This is a genomic window from Streptomyces sp. NPDC051136, assembly GCF_044455745.1.
In the GTDB taxonomy this organism is placed as follows: domain Bacteria; phylum Actinomycetota; class Actinomycetes; order Streptomycetales; family Streptomycetaceae; genus Streptomyces.
Map to the genome: position 1 here is coordinate 987,350 of NZ_JBITFE010000001.1, position 17,954 is coordinate 1,005,303.

Genomic DNA, 17,954 nt, shown 5'->3' on the forward strand with positions numbered 1-17,954 from the left:
GATTGCGGGAAGGTCCTGCCACGGGATGGCGGGGCCGGGCTACTGACCGAGGGACCCGTCCGGTGCTGTCCAGGGCACGAGCCGGCACACTTCGATCCATCCTTTGTCGACGAGGCGAAGGACGATCGGGACAAGAGCCAAGGCGGGACCCGAGGCCAGCGGCTCGTCGAGGTCGCCCCGGACACCGGGGAGAATGTCGATCTCGGTGGCGTTGATCATGAAGACGCGTTCGGCGGAGGAGAGCTGGTCTGGCGCGGGATGGATCACGCGCAGAGTGTCGCAGCCCTCCTCGGGAAGCCGCCCTGACGTAGCGGGCTCTGCACAGGTCCGTCTCCCGGTGATCGGCTGATCGATCACTTGGCCGACATCGAAAGAGAGATCATCATGTGGGGATGTCTGACAACCAGCCCTCTGTAGCACCGGTGGTGGTGCGGCTTCCTCAGTACACGAAGACGGACCAGGACGAGATCCTCGGTGACCGCGATGACCCCTTCGGTGTTGCCGCGGCCGGTTTGACCTGGCTGCCCAAAAAAGAGCACTTCGTTATCAGACACGGCGACCGGCTTGTGGCACACGCCGGTCTCCTCCGGCTGCCTGTTGCGATCGGCGATGCCGAGACAGAGGTGGTAGGCGTCGGTGGAGTGGCCGTCGCACCCGACATGCAGGGCCAGGGATTGGCCCGGCGCGTGGTCACAGCGGCACTTGAGTACGCTCGCACGATGGGTCCCCAGCACGCGCTCCCGTTCTGCAGGCATCCCCTTGTACCGCTGTACCAGCGCCTCGGATGGCACCCCCTCGACAAGGAGGTGCTTGTCGAACAACCCGAAGCCCGCTTGGTGCCCATGCCACTGCGGACCATGGTGACGCCCCTTCGCGACAACGCACGCTGGCCTTCAGGGCCAGTGCGTCTGTTCTCCCTCCCGATGTGACCGGACCTGCCCACTGGAGGTTCTGTACGGCCGATCTTGGTCTGTGGGAGGATGCCGTCCGTGACTTACATCCGAAGGGATCGTGCCTCGTAGAACACCAGCTTCGCTTCGGCCGCGGGAACGCGGCTGCGGTAGGCCGTGGGTGCGGTATCGCGATGTCCCAGGTCTGTCGGGAGCGGCGAATGCTGCTGTCCGTGTGCTCGAACGGGAGCGATTGTCTCCGGGCGTCGTGTCGGTGGCGCTGAGCGTGTGGTCCGTGCGCGTCCACGGCACGAGGCGCCGGTGGAGGCAATGGGAGGCGGAGTTTACCTGCCCCTGCTGTGGCGAGGGTTGGGCCCGGGACAAGCTGCAAGACGCTCTGTGCATGCTTCCGCCAAGGGCCGCCGGCGAACTCCGGGTGCAGGTCGAGCGCCTGGACGCGGTGCTCCTTGGGCGAACGCATCACGAGCCGACAGAAGACCCCGGGCTCGCGTGGTGGCATCGCAGATGCTGACCGTGCCCGTGTCACTCACTGGTTCGCTGGCTGTCGCGTGACTGGCCGGGGGGAACTGACAGAACAGTGCTTTACCGTCTGACTCCAGATTCGGCCATGGCTGGTAGACGCGATCCTCAACGCCTCCGCCTGAGCGGCAACAGCGACATCACCTACGAAGGCTGACCCGCCCACCCGCCCACCTGCGCCCGTGGACCGGCCCGCCGGGCGTCTGCCCGGCGGCCGGCCCTGTGTGCCCGCACCCTTACCCGCCCGCGACGGGGAGGGGTTACGCGGCGAGTTCCCAGGTCATTCGCTGGTCCGGCAGCCGTCCACTGCGTCCCGCAGCGCCGCCACCTCGGTCTCGTCGGCCCTCAGGCTCCAGCGGAGCTTCGGGGCGATCCGTTCGGCGATGTACCGGCAGTGCGCCGCGGCGGCCGGCGGCATCCATTGGGCCGGCTCCCGGTCTTGTTGCGCGTCGGCCAAAACCCCCGCGCTCATGCTGGGAGCGGACGCTCGACGAGCCAGCGGCCGCAAAGCTCCGACCATGTCCCGGCGACGTGGCTGCCGTCGGCCGCTGAGGTGCACTGCCGCTACACCCCCGGGTGGGCGGGCACCAAGCTGGCTGGAACCTGTCGGCCGACGAAGCCGAGGCAGCGGCCGTTCGCGAGGTCGCGACCAGCTGCCCGGAGACGACTGTCACGTACGAGCCGGTGTCTTAGGAGGCGAGGCCACTGCCCTTGCGGTCTGCAGATGCGGTTCGCTGGTGTCAGTGCCACAGCCCTGCGGTCAGTCTGGTGCCGACGTGGGGAGGTGGGCCCCAGGCCTGTCGTGTGTGAGGATCAGGCGGCTTGCCCGTACTCCTTCGTCTGGAGGTCGTCATGGTCCTCTGGCTGCCGGTGCGCTGCCTTTTCGCGCAGGCGCAGGAGACTCCAAGTCAGGATGCCGGCGAGGGTGAGGTACCAGGGCAGGGGCCACAGGAGCGGCCACCGGATGGCTGAGGAGTGCAGCAGAGTCTCGGTCGTGGCGCCGCCCATGCCGGCGGCAAGGCTCCAGCACAGCAGCCAGCCGGCCCGCCGCACGGATCGGCCCGCGCGGTCGGCGGCGGCGTGCTGGCGACTGAGGGACGGGCAGGCTCTGCGTCTTGCAGGGGTGCTCATGGGAAGGGGGGCCTTTGAGGCGGAGGCGGTTGCCACGGGCTGGGGGACCACGCATGCAGGGCGCGGCAAGTGTGCACGGTCCGATCCCGGCCTTGCAGCACGGCCAGACGCTCAACCATGGCTCTAAGACAACTTCCCGGCCCCGGTGGTGAGCCGTGACGGACGCGGAGTCTCTGGTAGCCGGGTCCGGTGGGAAGAGTAGGCCAGGTCTGAACCTGTCCAAAAAGCGATCTCCGTCGGCCACTTGCTTCCACCAAGTGACGGTTTCGCTCGATTCACGCCAGGTTTCCCAGCTAGATCGATAACAGGACCGCCTCCTCCCTGCGTCTGGCGTCGGTTTCACCCCTCTTTAGGCATGAATGATGCACAGAAGCGGTGGGGCTTATTCCGGCCGGAATGCATATGCGATTCGGGGGGATGACGGGCTGTTTTGTGTGGTTCCTGTGACAGGTTGTGAGTCCTCGGTGACCGTCGGGGTTGCCGTGTCTGTCTTCCTGTGGGGGGAAGTTGATGCACTCGCGTGCCACGAGCGCGCCGTTTCGGCGTGCCCGCAGAACGCACAGAACCGCTCTCGTCACGGCGATCACCACGGCAGCCGTGGTGATCGCCGCGGCACCCGGCCTGGCGGCGACGCCGAAGCCAGAGCTGCCGGAGCCGGAGAGCCCGTGGACGAAGCCGACGAAGGTGGAGGCTCCCGCGACGCCCGCCGGCAAGACGAAGGCGCCGGCGTCGCAGGCGGAGGCCAAGCCGTCCGCCGAGGTGGCCGCCTGGCGGGCGGCGCAGAAGGCCCGTGCCGCGGGCGAGGAGCCCGCCAAGACCTCGGCCTCCCGCCCGTCGGCTGCCGCGGACGCCACCGCGACCACCGACTACCTGCCCGAGGGGCAGGGCGAGGTGCCCTGGCACCGGATCCTCGACACCCGGCTGGACGACGCGCTGGTGGCGCGGGTGAACGTCTCCAACGGCAACCTGATGCTCGCCGCGACCGACTTCGACATCGCCGGCGTCGGCCAGAAACTCCAGCTGACCCGCACCTACAACTCCCTCGAGGCTCCGTGGGGGAAGGTCTCACAACGCTGGTGGCAGGCCTACGAGCGCTACCTGCAGGTCAACGACGGCGAGGTGGACGTCTTCGACGCCACCGGCAACCTGCTGCGCTTCGCCGCCAAGGCCGACGGCATCTACACCACGCCGGCCGGCTACTCCAAGGACCTGAAGAAGAACGCGGACGGCACCTACACCCTCACCGACCGCAAGTCCGGCACCAAGGACACCTACAGCGAGTACGGCACCCTGCTCAAGGTCACGGACAAGAACAAGGGCACGATCACCGTCGACCAGCACGACGAGGGCAGTGAGCACAAGGGCTTCAAGCTCACCGAGACCCGCTCCGGCCGCTGGATCGACCTGGTCAAGACCTACCCGAACCAGTGGCAGGCCAAGGACCACACCGGCCGCACCGCTGTCCTCGACCTCGACGAGTCGGGCAACCTCGCCAAGGTCACCGACACTGCCGGCAAGGCCACCACCTACGCCTACGACTCCTCCCGCCGCGTGACGAAGGTGACCACCCCGGAGGGGACGGTCACCCTCTTCACCTACGACGGCCACAACCGCGTCACTTCCATGCAGCGCGCCACCGAGTCGACGTCGAGCGGCCACACGGGCCCGACCTGGCGCTACGACTACAGCGCCGCCACCCCCTCGGAGGCGGGCACCACCACCGTCACCGACCCGGACGGCGACGCCACGAAGTACGTCCACACCGCGGACGGCGAGGTCACCAAGGTCACCGACCCGCTCGGCCACTCCCGCCACTCCACGTACCAGAACCACCTCACCCAGACCGCGATCGACGCGATGGGCACCGGCACTGACGGCACCGGCGGCAACACCACGACCTACGGCTGGGACGGCCGCAACAACGCTGTCTCCCAGAAGCTGCCGCTCGGCGCCACAGCGTCCGTGTCCGCGTACCAGACGGTCGCAGGGACGGACCTGCCCAACGACTTCACCAGCGCCGACGGCCGCAAGGACTCGTTCAAGTACGACACCAACGGCAACACCATGTCGGTGACCACGTCGGGCACCGCCGGCGCGACCCGCGAGTACACGTACAACGAGGCCGATCCGAAGTGCGGCGGGTTCGAAGGCCAGCGCTGCACAGCGAAGGACGGCAACGGCAAGGTCACGTCGTTCGAGTACGACGACGAGGGCAACTTGTGGAAGGTCAAGCCGCCGGCGCCGCTCGGTGAGACGACGTACACGTACGACGCGCTGGGCCGGGTGGAGACGGTCAAGGACGGCCGCAGCATCACCACCGTCTACGTCTACGACACCCGCGACCGCGTCCGCGAGGTCTCCTCCACCAACTTCACCGTCACCTACACCTACGACGGCGATGGCAACGTCACCACCCGCAAGGACGCCTCCGGCAACACCACCTGGAAGTACGACAAGCTCAACCGCGAGCAGCTCCGCACCCTGCAGAACGGCGCCCAGACCGCGCTGGCCTACACCCCGGGCGGTGACGTCGACTTCTACACCGACCCGACCGGGGAGACGGACTACACCTGGGACAAGGGCGGACGTCTCGACTACCTGATCGCGCCGGACGGCAAGAAGACCGACTTCGACTACGACAACAACGACAAGCGTACGAAGACGGTCTACCCCGGCGGCACCACCCAGTCGGTGACGATCGACAAGAACGGCCGTCCCGAGAAGATCAAGACCACGTCGGGCACCCAGACCTTCGTCGACCTGACCTACAGCTACAAGAACACCGCGGGCAAGGACACCACCAAGATCCGCACCCGCACCGACAACGCCACGAAGTACACCGCCACGTACACCTACGACTCCCAGGACCGCCTCTCCTACGCCCTGGAAGCCGACTCCGCGGGCACGCGGAAAGCGTCGTGGCTGTACTGCTGGGACAAGGCCGGCAACCTCACCAGCCAGGACGGCAGCAAGAACGCCTGCCCTGGCGGCACCACGTACACGTACAACGACGCCAGTGAGCTGACCGGCAAGAACGGCTCCACGACCGGCTGGTCCTACGACAAGCTCGGCAACGAGATCGCCGGAGCCGGCGTCACTGTCCGCACGGGCGAGTCCTGGACCGACTACAGCCAGCTGGCCGGCATCACCACGGGCGGCAAGACCTACGACTTGGTCCACGCCGGCACCAGCAACGCGGAGCGCACCAAACTCGGCTCGACATGGTTCCACCACACCGCCCTCGGTCTGGCCTCCACGACTACGAACGGCGTGGACACCGGATTCATCCGCGAGCCGGCGGGCACGCTGAACTCCATGACGACTGGGGGGAAGTCCTACTACTACCTCACCGACGCCACCGGCAACGTCCTCGGTCTCGTCGACGACGCGGGCAAGCGCACCCACACCTACGCCTACGGCCCCACCGGCCTCCTGCGGACCACCCCGAGCGAGACCGTGACCCAGCCCTACCGGTACGCAGGCGCGTACGCCGACCCGACCGGCCTGTACAAGATGGGCCACCGCTACTACGACCCCACTCTCGGCCGCTTCAGCCAGCCCGACCCGTCGGGACAGGAAACCAACCCCTACCTCTACGCCGCGGGTGACCCCATCAACCTCATCGACGTCACCGGGCTGGGCTTCTTGGACGGACTCAAGCGCGTTACGAAAACCTCCATGGAGTACGCCGTAGGCGGCGCTGTAACCGGTTGCATCACCACCGCAGTCGAAGGATGTGTGGCCGGCGGCGTTGTCGGCGGATTCGGAGGTGCCATAGGCGGCCTGGCCGTAGGTGCCTACAAGGAAGCAACCGGGTGAATGTCACCCGCTGCAGTAGAGAAGGTGCAAAATGCGAGCGCTGGTAATCGGGGTTGTACTCCTTGTACTGACTCTCCCCTTCGCGCCAGACGGTGTGAACATCGACAGTCTGTCAGGAGTAGCTCTGCTCGCTGTCTGGGCTGCTGCCTGCGCAATAGTCGCCCTCTTGATCGAGCGCCTTCTGCGTAGCGCTACTAAGCGACGAAACAGGCCAACCACGTAGAGGCCGGTCGCGATCCTGCGGCAGCGCTGTCCCTCCGACCCCGCGCAGCCCAGGTTGACGACGAAAGCGCGCCGCCCCCAATCGGGGCGGCGCGCTTTCGCCGTGTGGCGGACAGATCCCGGCGTCCGGAGCTGTCGGCCGGCGGGTGCTGGCGGTGCGTCCGTGGTCCGGCGGTGCGGGGGAGCGGGACCGCGGTATGCGCTGCCGGCACAGGAGCGGTGTCACGTGCGGTATCGCCCCGAGCCGCGGATGCCTCCGCGGCGGTTCAGTCGCTCCCTCGCTACACGGGAAGGGTTCCTGTCTCCGTTCCCGCCATGCCCGCCTGTGGTTTCCCTGACCGGGGATGGTGCCGGCGCGTGTTCGCGGGTTCTCGTGTTCGAGCAGTTGCGCCACGGCGTGTCCCGCAGGGTCAAAACCGCCAGGCCACCACACCACACTGGTTCCAACTACCGTGTCCCGGCTCAGCAGCATAAGATCGCCCCACGAGCTGCGGGTCCGGGTCGGCGTTCGCACTTCTTGTGTCTCGCGTCGTCACTGGGGCACCTCGGCCACAACTGGATCCGGCACACTGAGGCGTTATGCCGATACATCCCGACGCCGACTACGTGCACCAGGCAGAAAGCGAGTGGCAGCACCTTCGCACACAGGCGAGCGAGCTGCCGTATCCCTGGGCCCCCGCGTGCCGGGAGCTGATTGAGGCCGCGTACGCCGAACCGGAACTACGCAGGTTGTACCCGTTCACCAGCCACTGGGTCCTGCGTTTCTCGACCACCACACGCCCTGAGCTGACCCTGACAGGACCGTGCCTGATGGCCGAAAACGACGGCACCTACGGGGTGGGCACTGGCTTCCTGACTCCGAACCTCGGACTGGTCACCACACCAGGCGAGGCCATGGCGCTGGCCGTACGCCACCTTCTGTCCGGGCCCACTCCCGCAACCGGCTGAGCGCACTACTTGGCGAACGGTGCAGATAGGCCACTCAGTCTCATCTGCTGTGACTGAGCGGGCCTGTTGACCCTGGAAGGGGTCTGCTGGAGCCCGCCTGAGGCTGGGGCGAAGCCGGTCACTAGGCTTCGGCTGACCAGTGATCTCGGGTTCACGTGCGGGTGCTGCGGGACCCGCCGCCCTGAGCTGCCAATGAACTACACGGCCGCGACCCCGGGCGTGTGGGAGTCGTCGCCGTTCTGACAGGACCGACATCATCGATGTTGAGCAGCCCTTCGGGCTCCGGACGGAGAGCTGCTCCACATCGACGTTCTTGACGAGGCCGCACGAGGCCGCCCACGACGAACGGCCGCCGCCCCTGACCTCAGCTGCGATGCGCCGGCGCGGGGCACGAGGGCCCTGCCTGCAACATCTCGTGCGTCATCTCCTGCACGAACTCCTGCAGCTTCTCTTGCGCGACCTTCTGGCCTGCCGCGCATTCCCGCTGGTCACCGCATGGTTTCGGGCGTGGTCGGGGGGCTGACATCCCCCGGAGCCTCCCTCAGTCGCCCGCGATCAGGAAGAAGGGGAGAGGGCGGGCTGGGGCAGAGGTCGGTCGGCGGGGGACCGGGAGGTCTTGAGGGTGTTGCGCGTCGGTCGGCCTCCGCGCTGCCCGGGCGCTGGAGCGTCCGGGACGGGGTGGGCAGCACGATGCGGGCCGCGGGGACGTGGAAGTCGACTGAGCAGTGTGCGGGAAGAGCACAGGCTCCCAGCCCGGTCGGGGCGGAGAGCCTGTACATGTTGCGGTCGGGTCGGTGTTCGACCGTGCTTCCCCTGGTGGGCCTTGCGAAAGTAGCGCGGGCTCAGTAGACGCCGTGATCACACCAGCCATGCGACTCGGATTGTTGTACGTGTTCGACGCCCAGATCGCGGACCCTTCCCCGTGTTCGACTCCCAGATCTGGTGTCCGTCCACGCGGATGAGGACGAAGCTGCCGTCCTCCTGGGAAACGGCGGCTGCTCAACCATCCAGACGACGGCGACCTTGCACCCGCTCAGTGCGCGGCCATGCTGCCGCGGCTAGAAGCGATCGTCGGCGAGCGGCCACAAGTCGCCGACAATCCCGTCTTCCAACGGCGCATCGATGACACCCGCCAGCTGATCCCCTGAAGTACTGCGTGGACAAGGGCGTCCCGCTCGACTTCTGCTGACTACCGGACCCACCAGTTCCCGCCCCGACCGGCCGGTAGTTACGGAACAACCCTTAGGTACGCGTACTCACGCGCGAGCCGACGATGTCAGGGACGCTGAAGCCATGCGCTCGTATAGGACTGCTGCCGCCGTAGGCGTCGCCGTTGCCGCACTCGTTCTCACAGGCTGCGGAGACGACCTCTTCTCGAACATGAACGGGACCCAGGAGGCGAACTCAGCTCACCCCTCTGCCGCAGACACCCACTCGGCGTCGGCCGATTCACCGCCCCACTACGGCGACAACAGTGCGGCTCGACGGCCCGGGACGATGGCACGCGAAGACAGGCAGGTAGCTACCAGCAAAGCCAAGGATGTCAAAGTTGTCTTAAAGACGCAACAGCAACGTGGGCAGATCTCCCCTCAACAGTTGGTGCCCGTCCTTGAGGACATCGCTGCCCCATGGCGAGTTGAAGTCAAAGGACGTACGACGGGCACATCCGGAACCGTCACGGCCGATGGAAGTGTTTTCGGTCTCTACATAGGCGACTCCGCCTGTGTCTCTGGCGCCGTGAGCAGTTCACGTATCTGGGTCGATGTCAACGGACACTATCCAGAGACAGGATGCATCGAGCCCTCCGCTTCGCATTGAAATCCGTGACTCTTACTCAGGTCAAACGGCGGTCTTCACACGCACGTCACTCGGGCAAACGCCGACGGTCAGGCTAACGGGCTCGTGCACGGTAAGCGGCAAAGCTTTAAGACGTCGTTGCATTTGGCGCGGGTAGTGTGCGTGCGTGAAGATCATGGAGCGCCTGGTCCCGGACGGGTTATGGGAGTTGTTCTCGCGGGTGGTGCCGATGGCCCCGGTGCGGCCGCAAGGTGGTGGCCGGCGGCGATATGGGGACCGGGAATACTGGCCGCGATCCTCTTCGTGGCCACGTCTGGCTGCACTTGGCGGCAGACCCCAGAGGTGTTCGGGCCGTCGTAGTCGACGGTGTATCGGCGGTTCGCCGAATGGAGCGAGGGCCGTGTCTGGGCGAAGCTTCACCGCCTGGTGCTGGACGAACTCGGTGCGAGGGGCGATCTGGACTGGTCGCGGTGCGCGATCGACTCGGTGAACGTACGGGCGATGAAAGGGGGACCTCACGGGCCCGAATCCTGTAGATCGGGGCAAGAAAGGCTCGAAGATCCATTTAGTCACAGAGAGGACTGGTCTGCCCCTCTCGATCGGCATCTCGGCCGCGAACACCCACGACAGCTTGGGGCTGCAGCCCTTGGTGCGCGGGATCCCGCCAATCCGATCCCGCCGTGGACCGCGTCGGCGCAGACCTGCCAAGCTCCACGCCGACAAGGGCTACGACTACGACCACCTGCGGAAATGTCTCCGCACCCGCAACATCGTGCCCCGCATCGCCCGCAGGGGCATCGAGTCCTCAGCTCGGCTGGGGCGGCACCGCTGGACCGTCGAACGCACTGTGGAGCTGGCTGGGCGGCTGTGCCGCCGCCTGCACCGCCGCTACGAACGCAAACACGAGCACTTCCTCGCCTTCGCCGGTATCGCCGCAACTCTCATCTGCTACCGCCGAGTCACCGAGTGAAGCGACGGTTGGCCGCCGGTTAGCGCCATTCCGGCGGGATGTTGGCCAGTTGACCCAGCAGATCCCAGTCGGCCGGCTTCAGCTGCGGCTTGTGCCACTGGGCACCGTGACCGACCCAGTGGCCGCGCAGCTCGCGGACTTGCGTCACGGTGTCATCACCGATGCCGGACTCGTTGTAGCAGCACTCGCAGATGACGTATCGAGGGAACCCGTGCTCGTAGAGAGCCTCCCCGTCATCCAGCCCACAGATACGGCAAGCGGTCTCAACCGTGTTCTCCACCCGCACAGACTATCGATCCCACCAAATACAACGACGTCTAAGGCCGGTGTTACTGATGGGCGTGTCCCTTCGTGCGAATGCGCGGCCCGGGGAGTGAGCCAGCCAGCGCACAGCGGGTGTGCTCAGGGGCGGGGATCGGTGGCACTCGGGCCGTGGGGCAGCCCGGCACACGGCCGGGCGGCGAGATCTTGCGCCCGCCCCCGGGGCTTCCGGTCGAAGCCCTCGCCAGGCTGCCCTGGCCGCACTGGCTCGACAGCAGCCTCGACGGAATCGTCTCGCTCACCCCGCACAGTGCGGAGCCCGCCCTCCGAGAGGCCCTCACCTCCGTGGAACGCCGCACCTTCCTCACCCTCTCCGGCGCCGGACTGACCGGCCTCTCCGGCTAGTGGGCCGCCTCCTCCCGCCCAGCCGCCGCGCACGCAGGAACGGTCGGACCGACTGATACGGCCAGAGACCTCGTCGACGCCCTGCGTACCTCCGCCGACCGCCTCACCGCAGCCGGGCCGGCCCACGAACAGCACACCACGAGACTCCTGGACGCCCACCTCGGCACCGTCACCGACCTGCTGGAGACCGGCCGCCACCAGCCGGCCACCCAGCAGCGGCCGCACACCCTGGCCGCTGACCTCGCCCACAATCTCGCCGGCGTTCCGGAAGGGTAAAGGTCCTGGGCCGGCCACCCTTGTACTTCGGGTAGAGGGAGTCGAAGCCGTCCGCGTTGACGTTATGGATCACGTCCCGGACCCGGTCCGCACTGGTGAAGTCCACCTCTGCCGATCTTCACCACGGGCATGCCCTGGGTCGATAGCAGGACCACCTGCGCGCGTCGCCAGGTCACCACCGAGCCGGAACCGCGGCGAATAATCCCACAGCAGCCGTCGGCCTTCGCCGTCATCGATCTCGCGTAAGCGCACCCGTTTTGCCACGCGCAGACGTTTGCGGCTGCCCGCCTTCAAGCCCTCATGCCGGGCGGGTGCCCTGCTCTTGCAGGACCGCTTCCAGCCGGGTGATGTCCTCGGTGTCCTTCCGGCGGCGGGGCCGACCGGGAACCCAGACCGGCATCATCTGCTTGATCTCGATCTGGGCGCGGGGACTGATGATCCGGCATCGCAGAGCGCCGATGCGGCCAACAGCGGCATCGAGCATGCCCTGCGGCCACATCTCTCCGGCCCAGGGACCACCGGCGACCACAACGCGCCCGAACCGGTCCTTGGCCAACAGAGCGAAGCTGCTCTCCACGCCTTGCTTGTAGAAATCGAGCTGCTGGTCGGCAGGCGGCCCGGACAGAGGTTCATAGCCGGAACGCAGCAGACCAGCGGTCAGAACCGAGGCATCCTTCGCCCAGGCGAACCAGTCGATGTCCACATGGTCACGCGTGACCTCGCCGATGAAGAAGTCCACGGCCCAGCCTCCGCGGAGCCACACCTCCACACCGAGGGCGTTGGCGATCTCCACCGTCTCGTCGATCAGATGGAGCTGCCGAGCACCGCGTTTCCTGTCCACAGCCGTCCAGGCTACGCGGCAACCCCAGCCGCAGCAGTTCGATTTCCGGCTGCGAGCGCGGGCGAACGTTGCTTGATGCGGCACTAGTGGTCAGGTTCCCCGTCGGTGCAGCCTCTCATTGGCCGCCCGTCTCCAGTCTTCCTCGGCTAATTCAGGTGGGTGACTTGTTGCGGCTGAGCGTGTACGGATTGCCTCATGGATTGCCCATAGCGGTCGCTGTGCCGGTGGGTCAGGTCGGGCTCGCGCTGCCGCGGCCATACCTGCAGGAGAAAGGCCTCCACCCGGTCTGTGACGTGGGCGTCGTGCGCTCGGTCACGGCCGCGGGCATGAACGCGGGCTCGGTAAGGACCGGGCCCGAACGGCGTCAGCACGGGCAGTTCGGGAAGGGCATCCATCATGGCGGTGACTCTCATGTCACCTGTGAGGGATTCGATGCTGGGGTCCACCACCTCGTCCCACGCCTCGGCATGGCGCTTCGGCCCCTGGCAGACCGTCCACAAATGGCATGTGTTGGCGTACTCCTCGAAGTGCTCACCCCCGTACAAGTGAACGTGCCCAGTCGAGTGCCGTGTCGGGCGGAGCAGATGGCCAGGCAGTGTCGCGCTGTGTGCCCTGACGGGAGATGGGTGCGCCAGAAATTCGCGTGCCGAGGCTACGAGCTTTTGGCATGATCGCCCGGTTGTCCTACTGTGCCTGGTTCTGGAGGAACACCACGGCTGTCAACTACGAACTCGCTCCGGCCTGGCTGCAGTGGTCTGCCGTCGATCCCGACCGCATCGCCTTCGCCTGGGACGAAGCAGAGGCATCCGAGATCACCGCGGTGATCGCCTCGATGGTGCCTCCTGACGATGCTGGGTGGGAAGAGAAACATCGCTTCACCACCGAGGTCACGGTGCTCCTGGCCACCCGATACGGCCGATGGACCTGTGGATGGCATTGGGCGGTCGGCGAGGGCGGCGGCGGTGGCGTCGTCACCCACTGGTGCTGTACCTCCCACTCCATAGGTGGGCCTGCGGCAACGGCTGCCAAGGTGGTCGCGTCGCTGCTGGAGTGGCGCGGCTGGCTGGAGGAGTTGGCGGAGCGGTTCGAGCAGTCGGTTCCACCCAACGGAGCGAATGCCGAGGATCGCAGTTGGCATCTGGAACGGGCGGCCACCCGACTCGTGACCGTGGTCATGGACCGCACGAGTGCCGAATGCGGCTGGTACGGACTCTGTCATACGGTACTGACCTGGTTCCTCTCCTCCACGGGCATGGGGGCGCAAGGCGCGAAAGACGCGGTCGACACCGCGATCGGCGGACGGTTCAAGAGCTGGACCGCGCCGTCGCGGACCCTCATCGACACAGTGGGAGAGGACCTTGCCGCAAATCTGACCGGAGTGCAGTCCTACCGTGAACGCTGACGCCTTGACCGCTTGGGTCCAGATCAGGAACCAGATCGACTGGACTTCCGCGGCCGGTGAGGTGCCGACCTCTGTTGAGCCCATCGTGGACGGCCTCACCACCTGGTGCAGGGAAGGGGGCCGCTCCGCAGACCTCGCTCGAGGCCAGCGATTGCTCACGGCGCTGGCTCAGTCGCGCACAGACGCTTCTCATAGGCTCCCTCTCACCTGCACGCTTCTGGCCGGATGGCAGCAGCTGGTCCTCGGCATGCCTGGGGTGCAGTTCCGACAAGGTGATGCCTTCGCCAAGGGTGGCCGGGAACGCTACGCCCTGACGTCGCACACCAAGCGCGACTTTGAGCACTGTCTGCGCGACAGCGGCGACCCGCGAGTCCCCCCTGGCCTCCCGCGCGGCCAGGGCTTACCTGGACGTGGCCTTCTTTCACCCCTTCCCGGATGGCAACGCCCGCCTCGCCATGCTCACCCTGGCCTACGTCCTGGAGCTGGAGGGAGTCCGATTGGACCAGGTCGGCCCCTTGCAGACCACGCGCTACGCGGACGATGACGCCGGGGCGGCAGACCTGGCCACTCTGGTCTTCGTCCTCACCCGCTCGACCCACCAACGGGCCACCAGATTCCCTCGCTGAGGCAGCAGCCCTCCTCCAGTTCTCCTGATCAGGCCTACCGCAAGGTGAGCACGTGCATCTGTACCCGGCTGAGCAGGTTCATGTGTAGGCCGCCAGCATGTCCTGTGGTCGGCCGACGGAACCTGGGAGCGACTGCTCCGGCACGTCCAGGCCGTCGCCGATGCTGCGGGGAACATCAACAATGTCGACTCCACCTCGATCCGGGTCCACCAGCACGCCGCAGGTGCCCCGACCACTCCGCTGTCAGCACCTCCAGGGCTCTCAAAAGGGTTCCATCAGTGCTCAGTTCACGGCGCGTACCCGTGCGCCTGCGCCTGGTCCTGGCGGTGGCGGCGCGGCAGGTGAAGCCCTTGGACGTTCCCGCGGCGGGCTGACGACGAAGATTCATCTGGCGGCGGACGGCAAATGCCGCCCGCTGTCCCTGGTCCTCACAGCCGGGCAACGGGCGGACTGCACGCAGTTCGAGGCGGTAATGGACAAGATGCGTGTGCCTCGGCTGGGTGCGGGCCGGCCACGGAAGCGGCCGGACAGCGTTGGTGCGGACAAGGCGTACAGCAAAAGCCTGATCCATTCCTATCTGCGCCGCCGCGGCATCCGACACGTGATCCGAGAGAAGAGCGACTCCAGAACCGCCCGCTGGCGCCGAGGCTCCGACGGCGGGCGATGACCCGGCTTCGACAAGGCCCGGTACAAGGCGAGGAACACCGTCGAGCGGGCGATCAACAAGAGCAAGCAGTTTCGAGCCGTTGCCACGCGCTATGACAAGCGCCGTACGTCTTCCTCGGCACCGTGGCGGCCGCACTTTCATCTGGCTTCGCTGATGACCAAATGCTTCACTGAAGCGGGTCGTTGCGAGTCCGCATGATCTTGTTGATCATGCGGCGGGCCGTGTCATCCAGGGCATCGATGCCTACCTCGCCGTGATCGGCGGCATCCCTGCCGGAGGGAAACAGAGGGACCGCCACTACGTACTCGACCACAGCCCGGTACGTAGTGGCGTCCATACTGCCGTCGAGTGCCGCCAGCCGCAGGGCCAGGAGTTCCTCCCCCTCATGGCACCCGGCCCAGCCGGCACACACGCGCCTGACAACTGGGCAAGGTGCGATGGGTCGTCGAGCGCGCCTTCGCCTGGCTGCACCATTTCAAACGGCTCCGCACCCGTTACGAGCGACGCGCCGATCTCCATCAGGGCCTGCTCGAACTGGCCTGCAGCCTCATTTGTCTGCGCCGCCTGCGAACCTCTTACTGAACGATCAGTTGGTGACGCTGAACCATCCTGGCCGCACCTCGGTCAGAAGCGGGTGCAGGGACCGCGCCGCGGTCCGCAGGTCCTGATCTGTGACGTCAAGAGGCTCCGGCAGGCTCAGCCCGTACCAGCGCAGCCGCCAGAGGTCGAAGATTTCGCTCCCGTCGGCTGCGAAGTCCACATCGACCTCGGTGCCGCTGTCGCTGACAGCTGCCGTTCCGGCGCAGGCTGCCGAGTACTCCTCGGCGCTGAAGATTAAGGGCGTGCAGTATGACGCTCCGGGCCGGGACTCCAACAAGTGCTCGGGCGGGAACACGAAGAACGAGTACCTGACGATCAAGAACTACTCGAAGACGGCGACCGTGAACCTGAAGGGCTACAAGGTCAAGGACGCCACCGGGAACACGTTCACTCAAGAACAGCCACACCCTGCAGCCCGGCGACTACGTCAGCCTGCGCGGCGGTCGCGGCACCGACTCGGACGCCAAGAACGTCGTCTACCGGCAAAACTGCAACTTCATCTGGAACAACGACAAGGACACCATCTACTTCTACAAGCCGGGCGGCTCCCGAGCCGACGTCTACGCCTACACCAAGAAGGCCAACGACCGCGACGGCAACGGATACATCACCTACCACGGCTGACCCTCCCACCCACGGGACAGGACCGGCCGTCGGGCGTCTGCCCGGCGGCCGGTCCTGCGTCGTCCTCGCCCGTCTGGGGCTCGGTGCCGGGCGGGCCGCCCTGACGCGCCGGCACTATCAGCCGGTGCGTGCGGGGGAGGGGCGGACTGATGGTTGCTGATGGCCGTAGGTTCAGCGCGCTTCCTTCACGAGCGTCCTCGAGGAAGCTGGCGCCCGCGGGCGAGCGGACCGGTGGGTGGTTCGCGACTGAAGCGTCTCTGGGTCGTTAGTGCTGGCGATGACTGTGGCGAAATAGAGGGGTGGTCTGGCAATGGCTGGGAGCGGTCGTGGCGTGGAGTCGCCCGAGCTGCGTGCTGCGTACGAGGTGTGTGAGGCCGAGGCCCGGCAGTTCGCCGTGGAGTTGTGGGCGGCGGCTGAGACGCTGCCCGTGGAGACGAGGCCGTCCTTGTACGCGATTGCCAGTTGGTCCGCGTACACGGACCGGATCATCGATGAGGGTCCGCTGGAGGGCCGTGAGGAGCGGCTCGCGCAGTGGTCGGCCGACACTCTGGCCGATCTGCGCGCCGGGCACAGCTCGCATCCGCTGCGCCGGGCCCTGGTGGACACGGTGCATAGGTGGGGTCTGGATGAGGCCCTAATCGAGGAGCACCTCGACTCGGCGCGCGCCGATTGTGCGGCTGCTCCGGTGTTCGAGACCTTCAAGGATCAGCGGCGCTATCTGCGGGGGTGTTCGGGGGCCCTGGCGGAGCTGTGGGTGCCCCTGCTGGAGCCGCGTGGGCCGGAGGCGTTCCGGCTGATGTCGGTGCTGGGCGAGGCGTGCCAGGTGGCGGATCTGTTCGAGGATCTGCCGGATGATCTTGCGGCCGGCCGCTGCTACCTGCCCCGGCAGGACCTGCGCGGACTGGGGTTGGACGTCGATGACCTTCGACGTGGTGAGCCGGAGGAGGCATTGAATGCGTTCGTGGACGCGCAGCTTGCGCACTGGCGTGGGCTGCTTGAGGAGACTGTCCTGGCCCCCTCGACCGTGGGAGCCCAGTACCAGATCTTCGTGCATACGTTGCTGCTCGGCGCGCAGATGCACTTTGACGAGGTGACGCTGTTGCGGTCCCGGGTGCTGACGGAGGGGCTGGAGTCGTTGGTGACGGGGGACGGCCGGATGTCCCGCCGTGCGGCTCTGCCGGGCCCGGGGCCGACACCCGGGCACATCGCGGTGATCGCGGACGGCAATCGGCGCTGGGCCGAGGCGCGCGGTCTGTCGGTGGACCAGGGGCACCGCGCGGGTATCCGCGCGGTGTTGAGACTGGTCAATGCGGCGCAGCGGACGGGCATCCGGCATGTGACCGTGTACATGTTCTCCACGGAGAACTGGTATCGCTCGCAGGGCGAAGTGGCGGACCTGTTCGATGCGTTCGCCGACTGGTTCGCCCGGGGGGCGCAGACGGTGCACGAGCTGGGTGTGAAGGTGCGCTGGAGCGGGCGCCGGGACCGGCTCGAGGAGTCGCTCGCGTCCTCGTTCAAGCTGCTGGAGAGCATGACGGCGAACAATGACAAGCTCACCCTCACCATCTGCCTGGACTACGGCGGCCGGGAGGAACTGGCCTCCGCCGCTCGCGCGTTGGCCGCCGAGGCGGTGGCGGGAACGATCCGCCCCGAGCAGATCGGGATGGCCGAGGTGGCCCGGCATCTGTACGTGCCGGAGATGCCCGACGTCGACCTGCTGATCCGCACCTGCGAACAGCGGATCAGCAACTTCCTGCCCTGGCATCTCGCCTACGCGGAGCTCGTGTTCGACCCTGCGCCCTGGCCCGACTTCGACCTGGCCCGGCTTCGGGATGCCGTGGACAGCTACGCGGGCCGCGAGCGCCGTTTCGGAGGGGACGCCGAGCTGCCTGCTCAGGCCGGCAACCTGGAGCCGGCCCGGAATGGATGAACGGT

Annotated in this window: 14 protein-coding genes and 6 pseudogenes; 12 read left to right on the forward strand and 8 right to left on the reverse strand. The window is 66.9% G+C overall.

Going from position 1 to position 17,954, the window contains the following annotated elements; translation table 11 throughout:
- Positions 1-39: 39 nt before the first annotated feature.
- Positions 40-267, reverse strand: a complete 228-nt coding sequence (locus ACIBCJ_RS04405; RefSeq protein ID WP_362098696.1) for a hypothetical protein — start codon at positions 265-267, stop codon at positions 40-42.
- Between the two features lie 125 nt (positions 268-392).
- Here ACIBCJ_RS04405 and ACIBCJ_RS04410 point away from each other — a divergent pair, with 125 nt between their 5' ends.
- Positions 393-929 carry a GNAT family N-acetyltransferase gene (locus ACIBCJ_RS04410; protein ID WP_365978518.1) on the forward strand — a complete coding sequence of 179 codons (537 nt, stop codon included), beginning with the start codon at positions 393-395 and terminating at the stop codon, positions 927-929.
- A 781-nt stretch (positions 930-1,710) separates the two neighbouring features.
- Here ACIBCJ_RS04410 and ACIBCJ_RS04415 read toward each other — a convergent pair.
- Positions 1,711-1,902, reverse strand: a complete 192-nt coding sequence (locus tag ACIBCJ_RS04415; protein WP_365978517.1) for a hypothetical protein — start codon at positions 1,900-1,902, stop codon at positions 1,711-1,713.
- A 341-nt stretch (positions 1,903-2,243) separates the two neighbouring features.
- Positions 2,244-2,561, reverse strand: coding sequence for a hypothetical protein (locus ACIBCJ_RS04420; protein ID WP_365978516.1), 318 nt, complete (start codon positions 2,559-2,561; stop codon positions 2,244-2,246).
- A gap of 597 nt (positions 2,562-3,158) precedes the next feature.
- On the opposite strand from ACIBCJ_RS04420, the gene ACIBCJ_RS04425 reads away from it, so the two are divergent.
- From ACIBCJ_RS04425 to ACIBCJ_RS04435, 3 genes and pseudogenes are all read left to right on the forward strand, one after another.
- On the forward strand, positions 3,159-6,380 hold the full coding sequence (locus ACIBCJ_RS04425; protein ID WP_365978515.1) for an RHS repeat-associated core domain-containing protein: 3,222 nt from the start codon (positions 3,159-3,161) through the stop codon (positions 6,378-6,380).
- Positions 6,381-7,181: 801 nt separating this feature from the next.
- Positions 7,182-7,550, forward strand: a complete 369-nt coding sequence (locus tag ACIBCJ_RS04430; protein WP_365978514.1) for a DUF6193 family natural product biosynthesis protein — start codon at positions 7,182-7,184, stop codon at positions 7,548-7,550.
- 1,972 nt (positions 7,551-9,522) lie between these two features.
- Positions 9,523-10,317, forward strand: a pseudogene (locus tag ACIBCJ_RS04435) (IS5 family transposase).
- 19 nt (positions 10,318-10,336) lie between these two features.
- Here the strand turns inward: ACIBCJ_RS04435 and ACIBCJ_RS04440 are convergent.
- Positions 10,337-10,603 carry a hypothetical protein gene (locus ACIBCJ_RS04440; protein WP_365978513.1) on the reverse strand — a complete coding sequence of 89 codons (267 nt, stop codon included), beginning with the start codon at positions 10,601-10,603 and terminating at the stop codon, positions 10,337-10,339.
- Positions 10,604-10,749: 146 nt separating this feature from the next.
- Here ACIBCJ_RS04440 and ACIBCJ_RS04445 point away from each other — a divergent pair, with 146 nt between their 5' ends.
- Entirely contained in the window at positions 10,750-10,983 is a 234-nt protein-coding gene (locus ACIBCJ_RS04445) for a hypothetical protein (protein WP_365978512.1), read from the forward strand.
- A 256-nt stretch (positions 10,984-11,239) separates the two neighbouring features.
- Here the strand turns inward: ACIBCJ_RS04445 and ACIBCJ_RS04450 are convergent.
- Both ACIBCJ_RS04450 and ACIBCJ_RS04455 read right to left on the reverse strand, forming a co-directional pair.
- Positions 11,240-11,523: pseudogene (locus ACIBCJ_RS04450) on the reverse strand (helix-turn-helix domain-containing protein); the annotation flags it as partial.
- Between the two features lie 34 nt (positions 11,524-11,557).
- Positions 11,558-12,100, reverse strand: a complete 543-nt coding sequence (locus ACIBCJ_RS04455; RefSeq protein WP_365978511.1) for a nucleotidyltransferase domain-containing protein — start codon at positions 12,098-12,100, stop codon at positions 11,558-11,560.
- Positions 12,101-12,767: 667 nt separating this feature from the next.
- On the opposite strand from ACIBCJ_RS04455, the gene ACIBCJ_RS04460 reads away from it, so the two are divergent.
- From ACIBCJ_RS04460 to ACIBCJ_RS04475, 4 genes and pseudogenes are all read left to right on the forward strand, one after another.
- Positions 12,768-13,502: a hypothetical protein gene (locus tag ACIBCJ_RS04460; protein ID WP_365978510.1), complete on the forward strand. Its 735-nt coding sequence runs from the start codon at positions 12,768-12,770 to the stop codon at positions 13,500-13,502.
- A gap of 335 nt (positions 13,503-13,837) precedes the next feature.
- Entirely contained in the window at positions 13,838-14,128 is a 291-nt protein-coding gene (locus ACIBCJ_RS04465; RefSeq protein WP_365978509.1) for a Fic family protein, read from the forward strand.
- Between the two features lie 93 nt (positions 14,129-14,221).
- Positions 14,222-14,366: pseudogene (locus ACIBCJ_RS04470) on the forward strand (IS5/IS1182 family transposase); the annotation flags it as partial.
- Positions 14,367-14,468: 102 nt separating this feature from the next.
- A pseudogene (locus ACIBCJ_RS04475) lies at positions 14,469-14,968 on the forward strand (IS5 family transposase); the annotation flags it as partial.
- Here ACIBCJ_RS04475 and ACIBCJ_RS04480 read toward each other — a convergent pair.
- Positions 14,962-15,207, reverse strand: coding sequence for a DUF6283 family protein (locus ACIBCJ_RS04480; protein WP_365978508.1), 246 nt, complete (start codon positions 15,205-15,207; stop codon positions 14,962-14,964). The pseudogene ACIBCJ_RS04475 and the gene ACIBCJ_RS04480 overlap by 7 nt on opposite strands.
- Before the next feature lie 11 nt (positions 15,208-15,218).
- Here ACIBCJ_RS04480 and ACIBCJ_RS04485 point away from each other — a divergent pair.
- Positions 15,219-15,377, forward strand: a pseudogene (locus ACIBCJ_RS04485) (transposase); the annotation flags it as partial.
- Between the two features lie 4 nt (positions 15,378-15,381).
- Here the strand turns inward: ACIBCJ_RS04485 and ACIBCJ_RS04490 are convergent.
- The gene (locus ACIBCJ_RS04490) at positions 15,382-15,690 is read right to left on the reverse strand and encodes a DUF6896 domain-containing protein (protein ID WP_365978507.1); all 309 of its coding nucleotides are present in this window, start codon (positions 15,688-15,690) and stop codon (positions 15,382-15,384) included.
- Here ACIBCJ_RS04490 and ACIBCJ_RS04495 point away from each other — a divergent pair.
- A pseudogene (locus ACIBCJ_RS04495) lies at positions 15,572-16,019 on the forward strand (lamin tail domain-containing protein). The gene ACIBCJ_RS04490 and the pseudogene ACIBCJ_RS04495 sit on opposite strands and share 119 nt — an antisense overlap.
- 331 nt (positions 16,020-16,350) lie before the next feature.
- The gene (gene uppS / locus ACIBCJ_RS04500; protein WP_365978506.1) at positions 16,351-17,949 is read left to right on the forward strand and encodes a polyprenyl diphosphate synthase; all 1,599 of its coding nucleotides are present in this window, start codon (positions 16,351-16,353) and stop codon (positions 17,947-17,949) included.
- Positions 17,950-17,954: the final 5 nt, after the last annotated feature.

Excerpts from the sequence above, each read along its gene's own strand:
- ACIBCJ_RS04410 (WP_365978518.1), top strand. The coding sequence starts at position 393 with ATGTCTGACAACCAGCCCTCTGTAGCACCGGTGGTGGTGCGGCTTCCT.
- ACIBCJ_RS04415 (WP_365978517.1), bottom strand. The coding sequence starts at position 1,902 with ATGAGCGCGGGGGTTTTGGCCGACGCGCAACAAGACCGGGAGCCGGCC.
- ACIBCJ_RS04460 (WP_365978510.1), top strand. The coding sequence starts at position 12,768 with ATGATCGCCCGGTTGTCCTACTGTGCCTGGTTCTGGAGGAACACCACG.
- ACIBCJ_RS04420 (WP_365978516.1), bottom strand. The coding sequence starts at position 2,561 with ATGAGCACCCCTGCAAGACGCAGAGCCTGCCCGTCCCTCAGTCGCCAG.
- ACIBCJ_RS04430 (WP_365978514.1), top strand. The coding sequence starts at position 7,182 with ATGCCGATACATCCCGACGCCGACTACGTGCACCAGGCAGAAAGCGAG.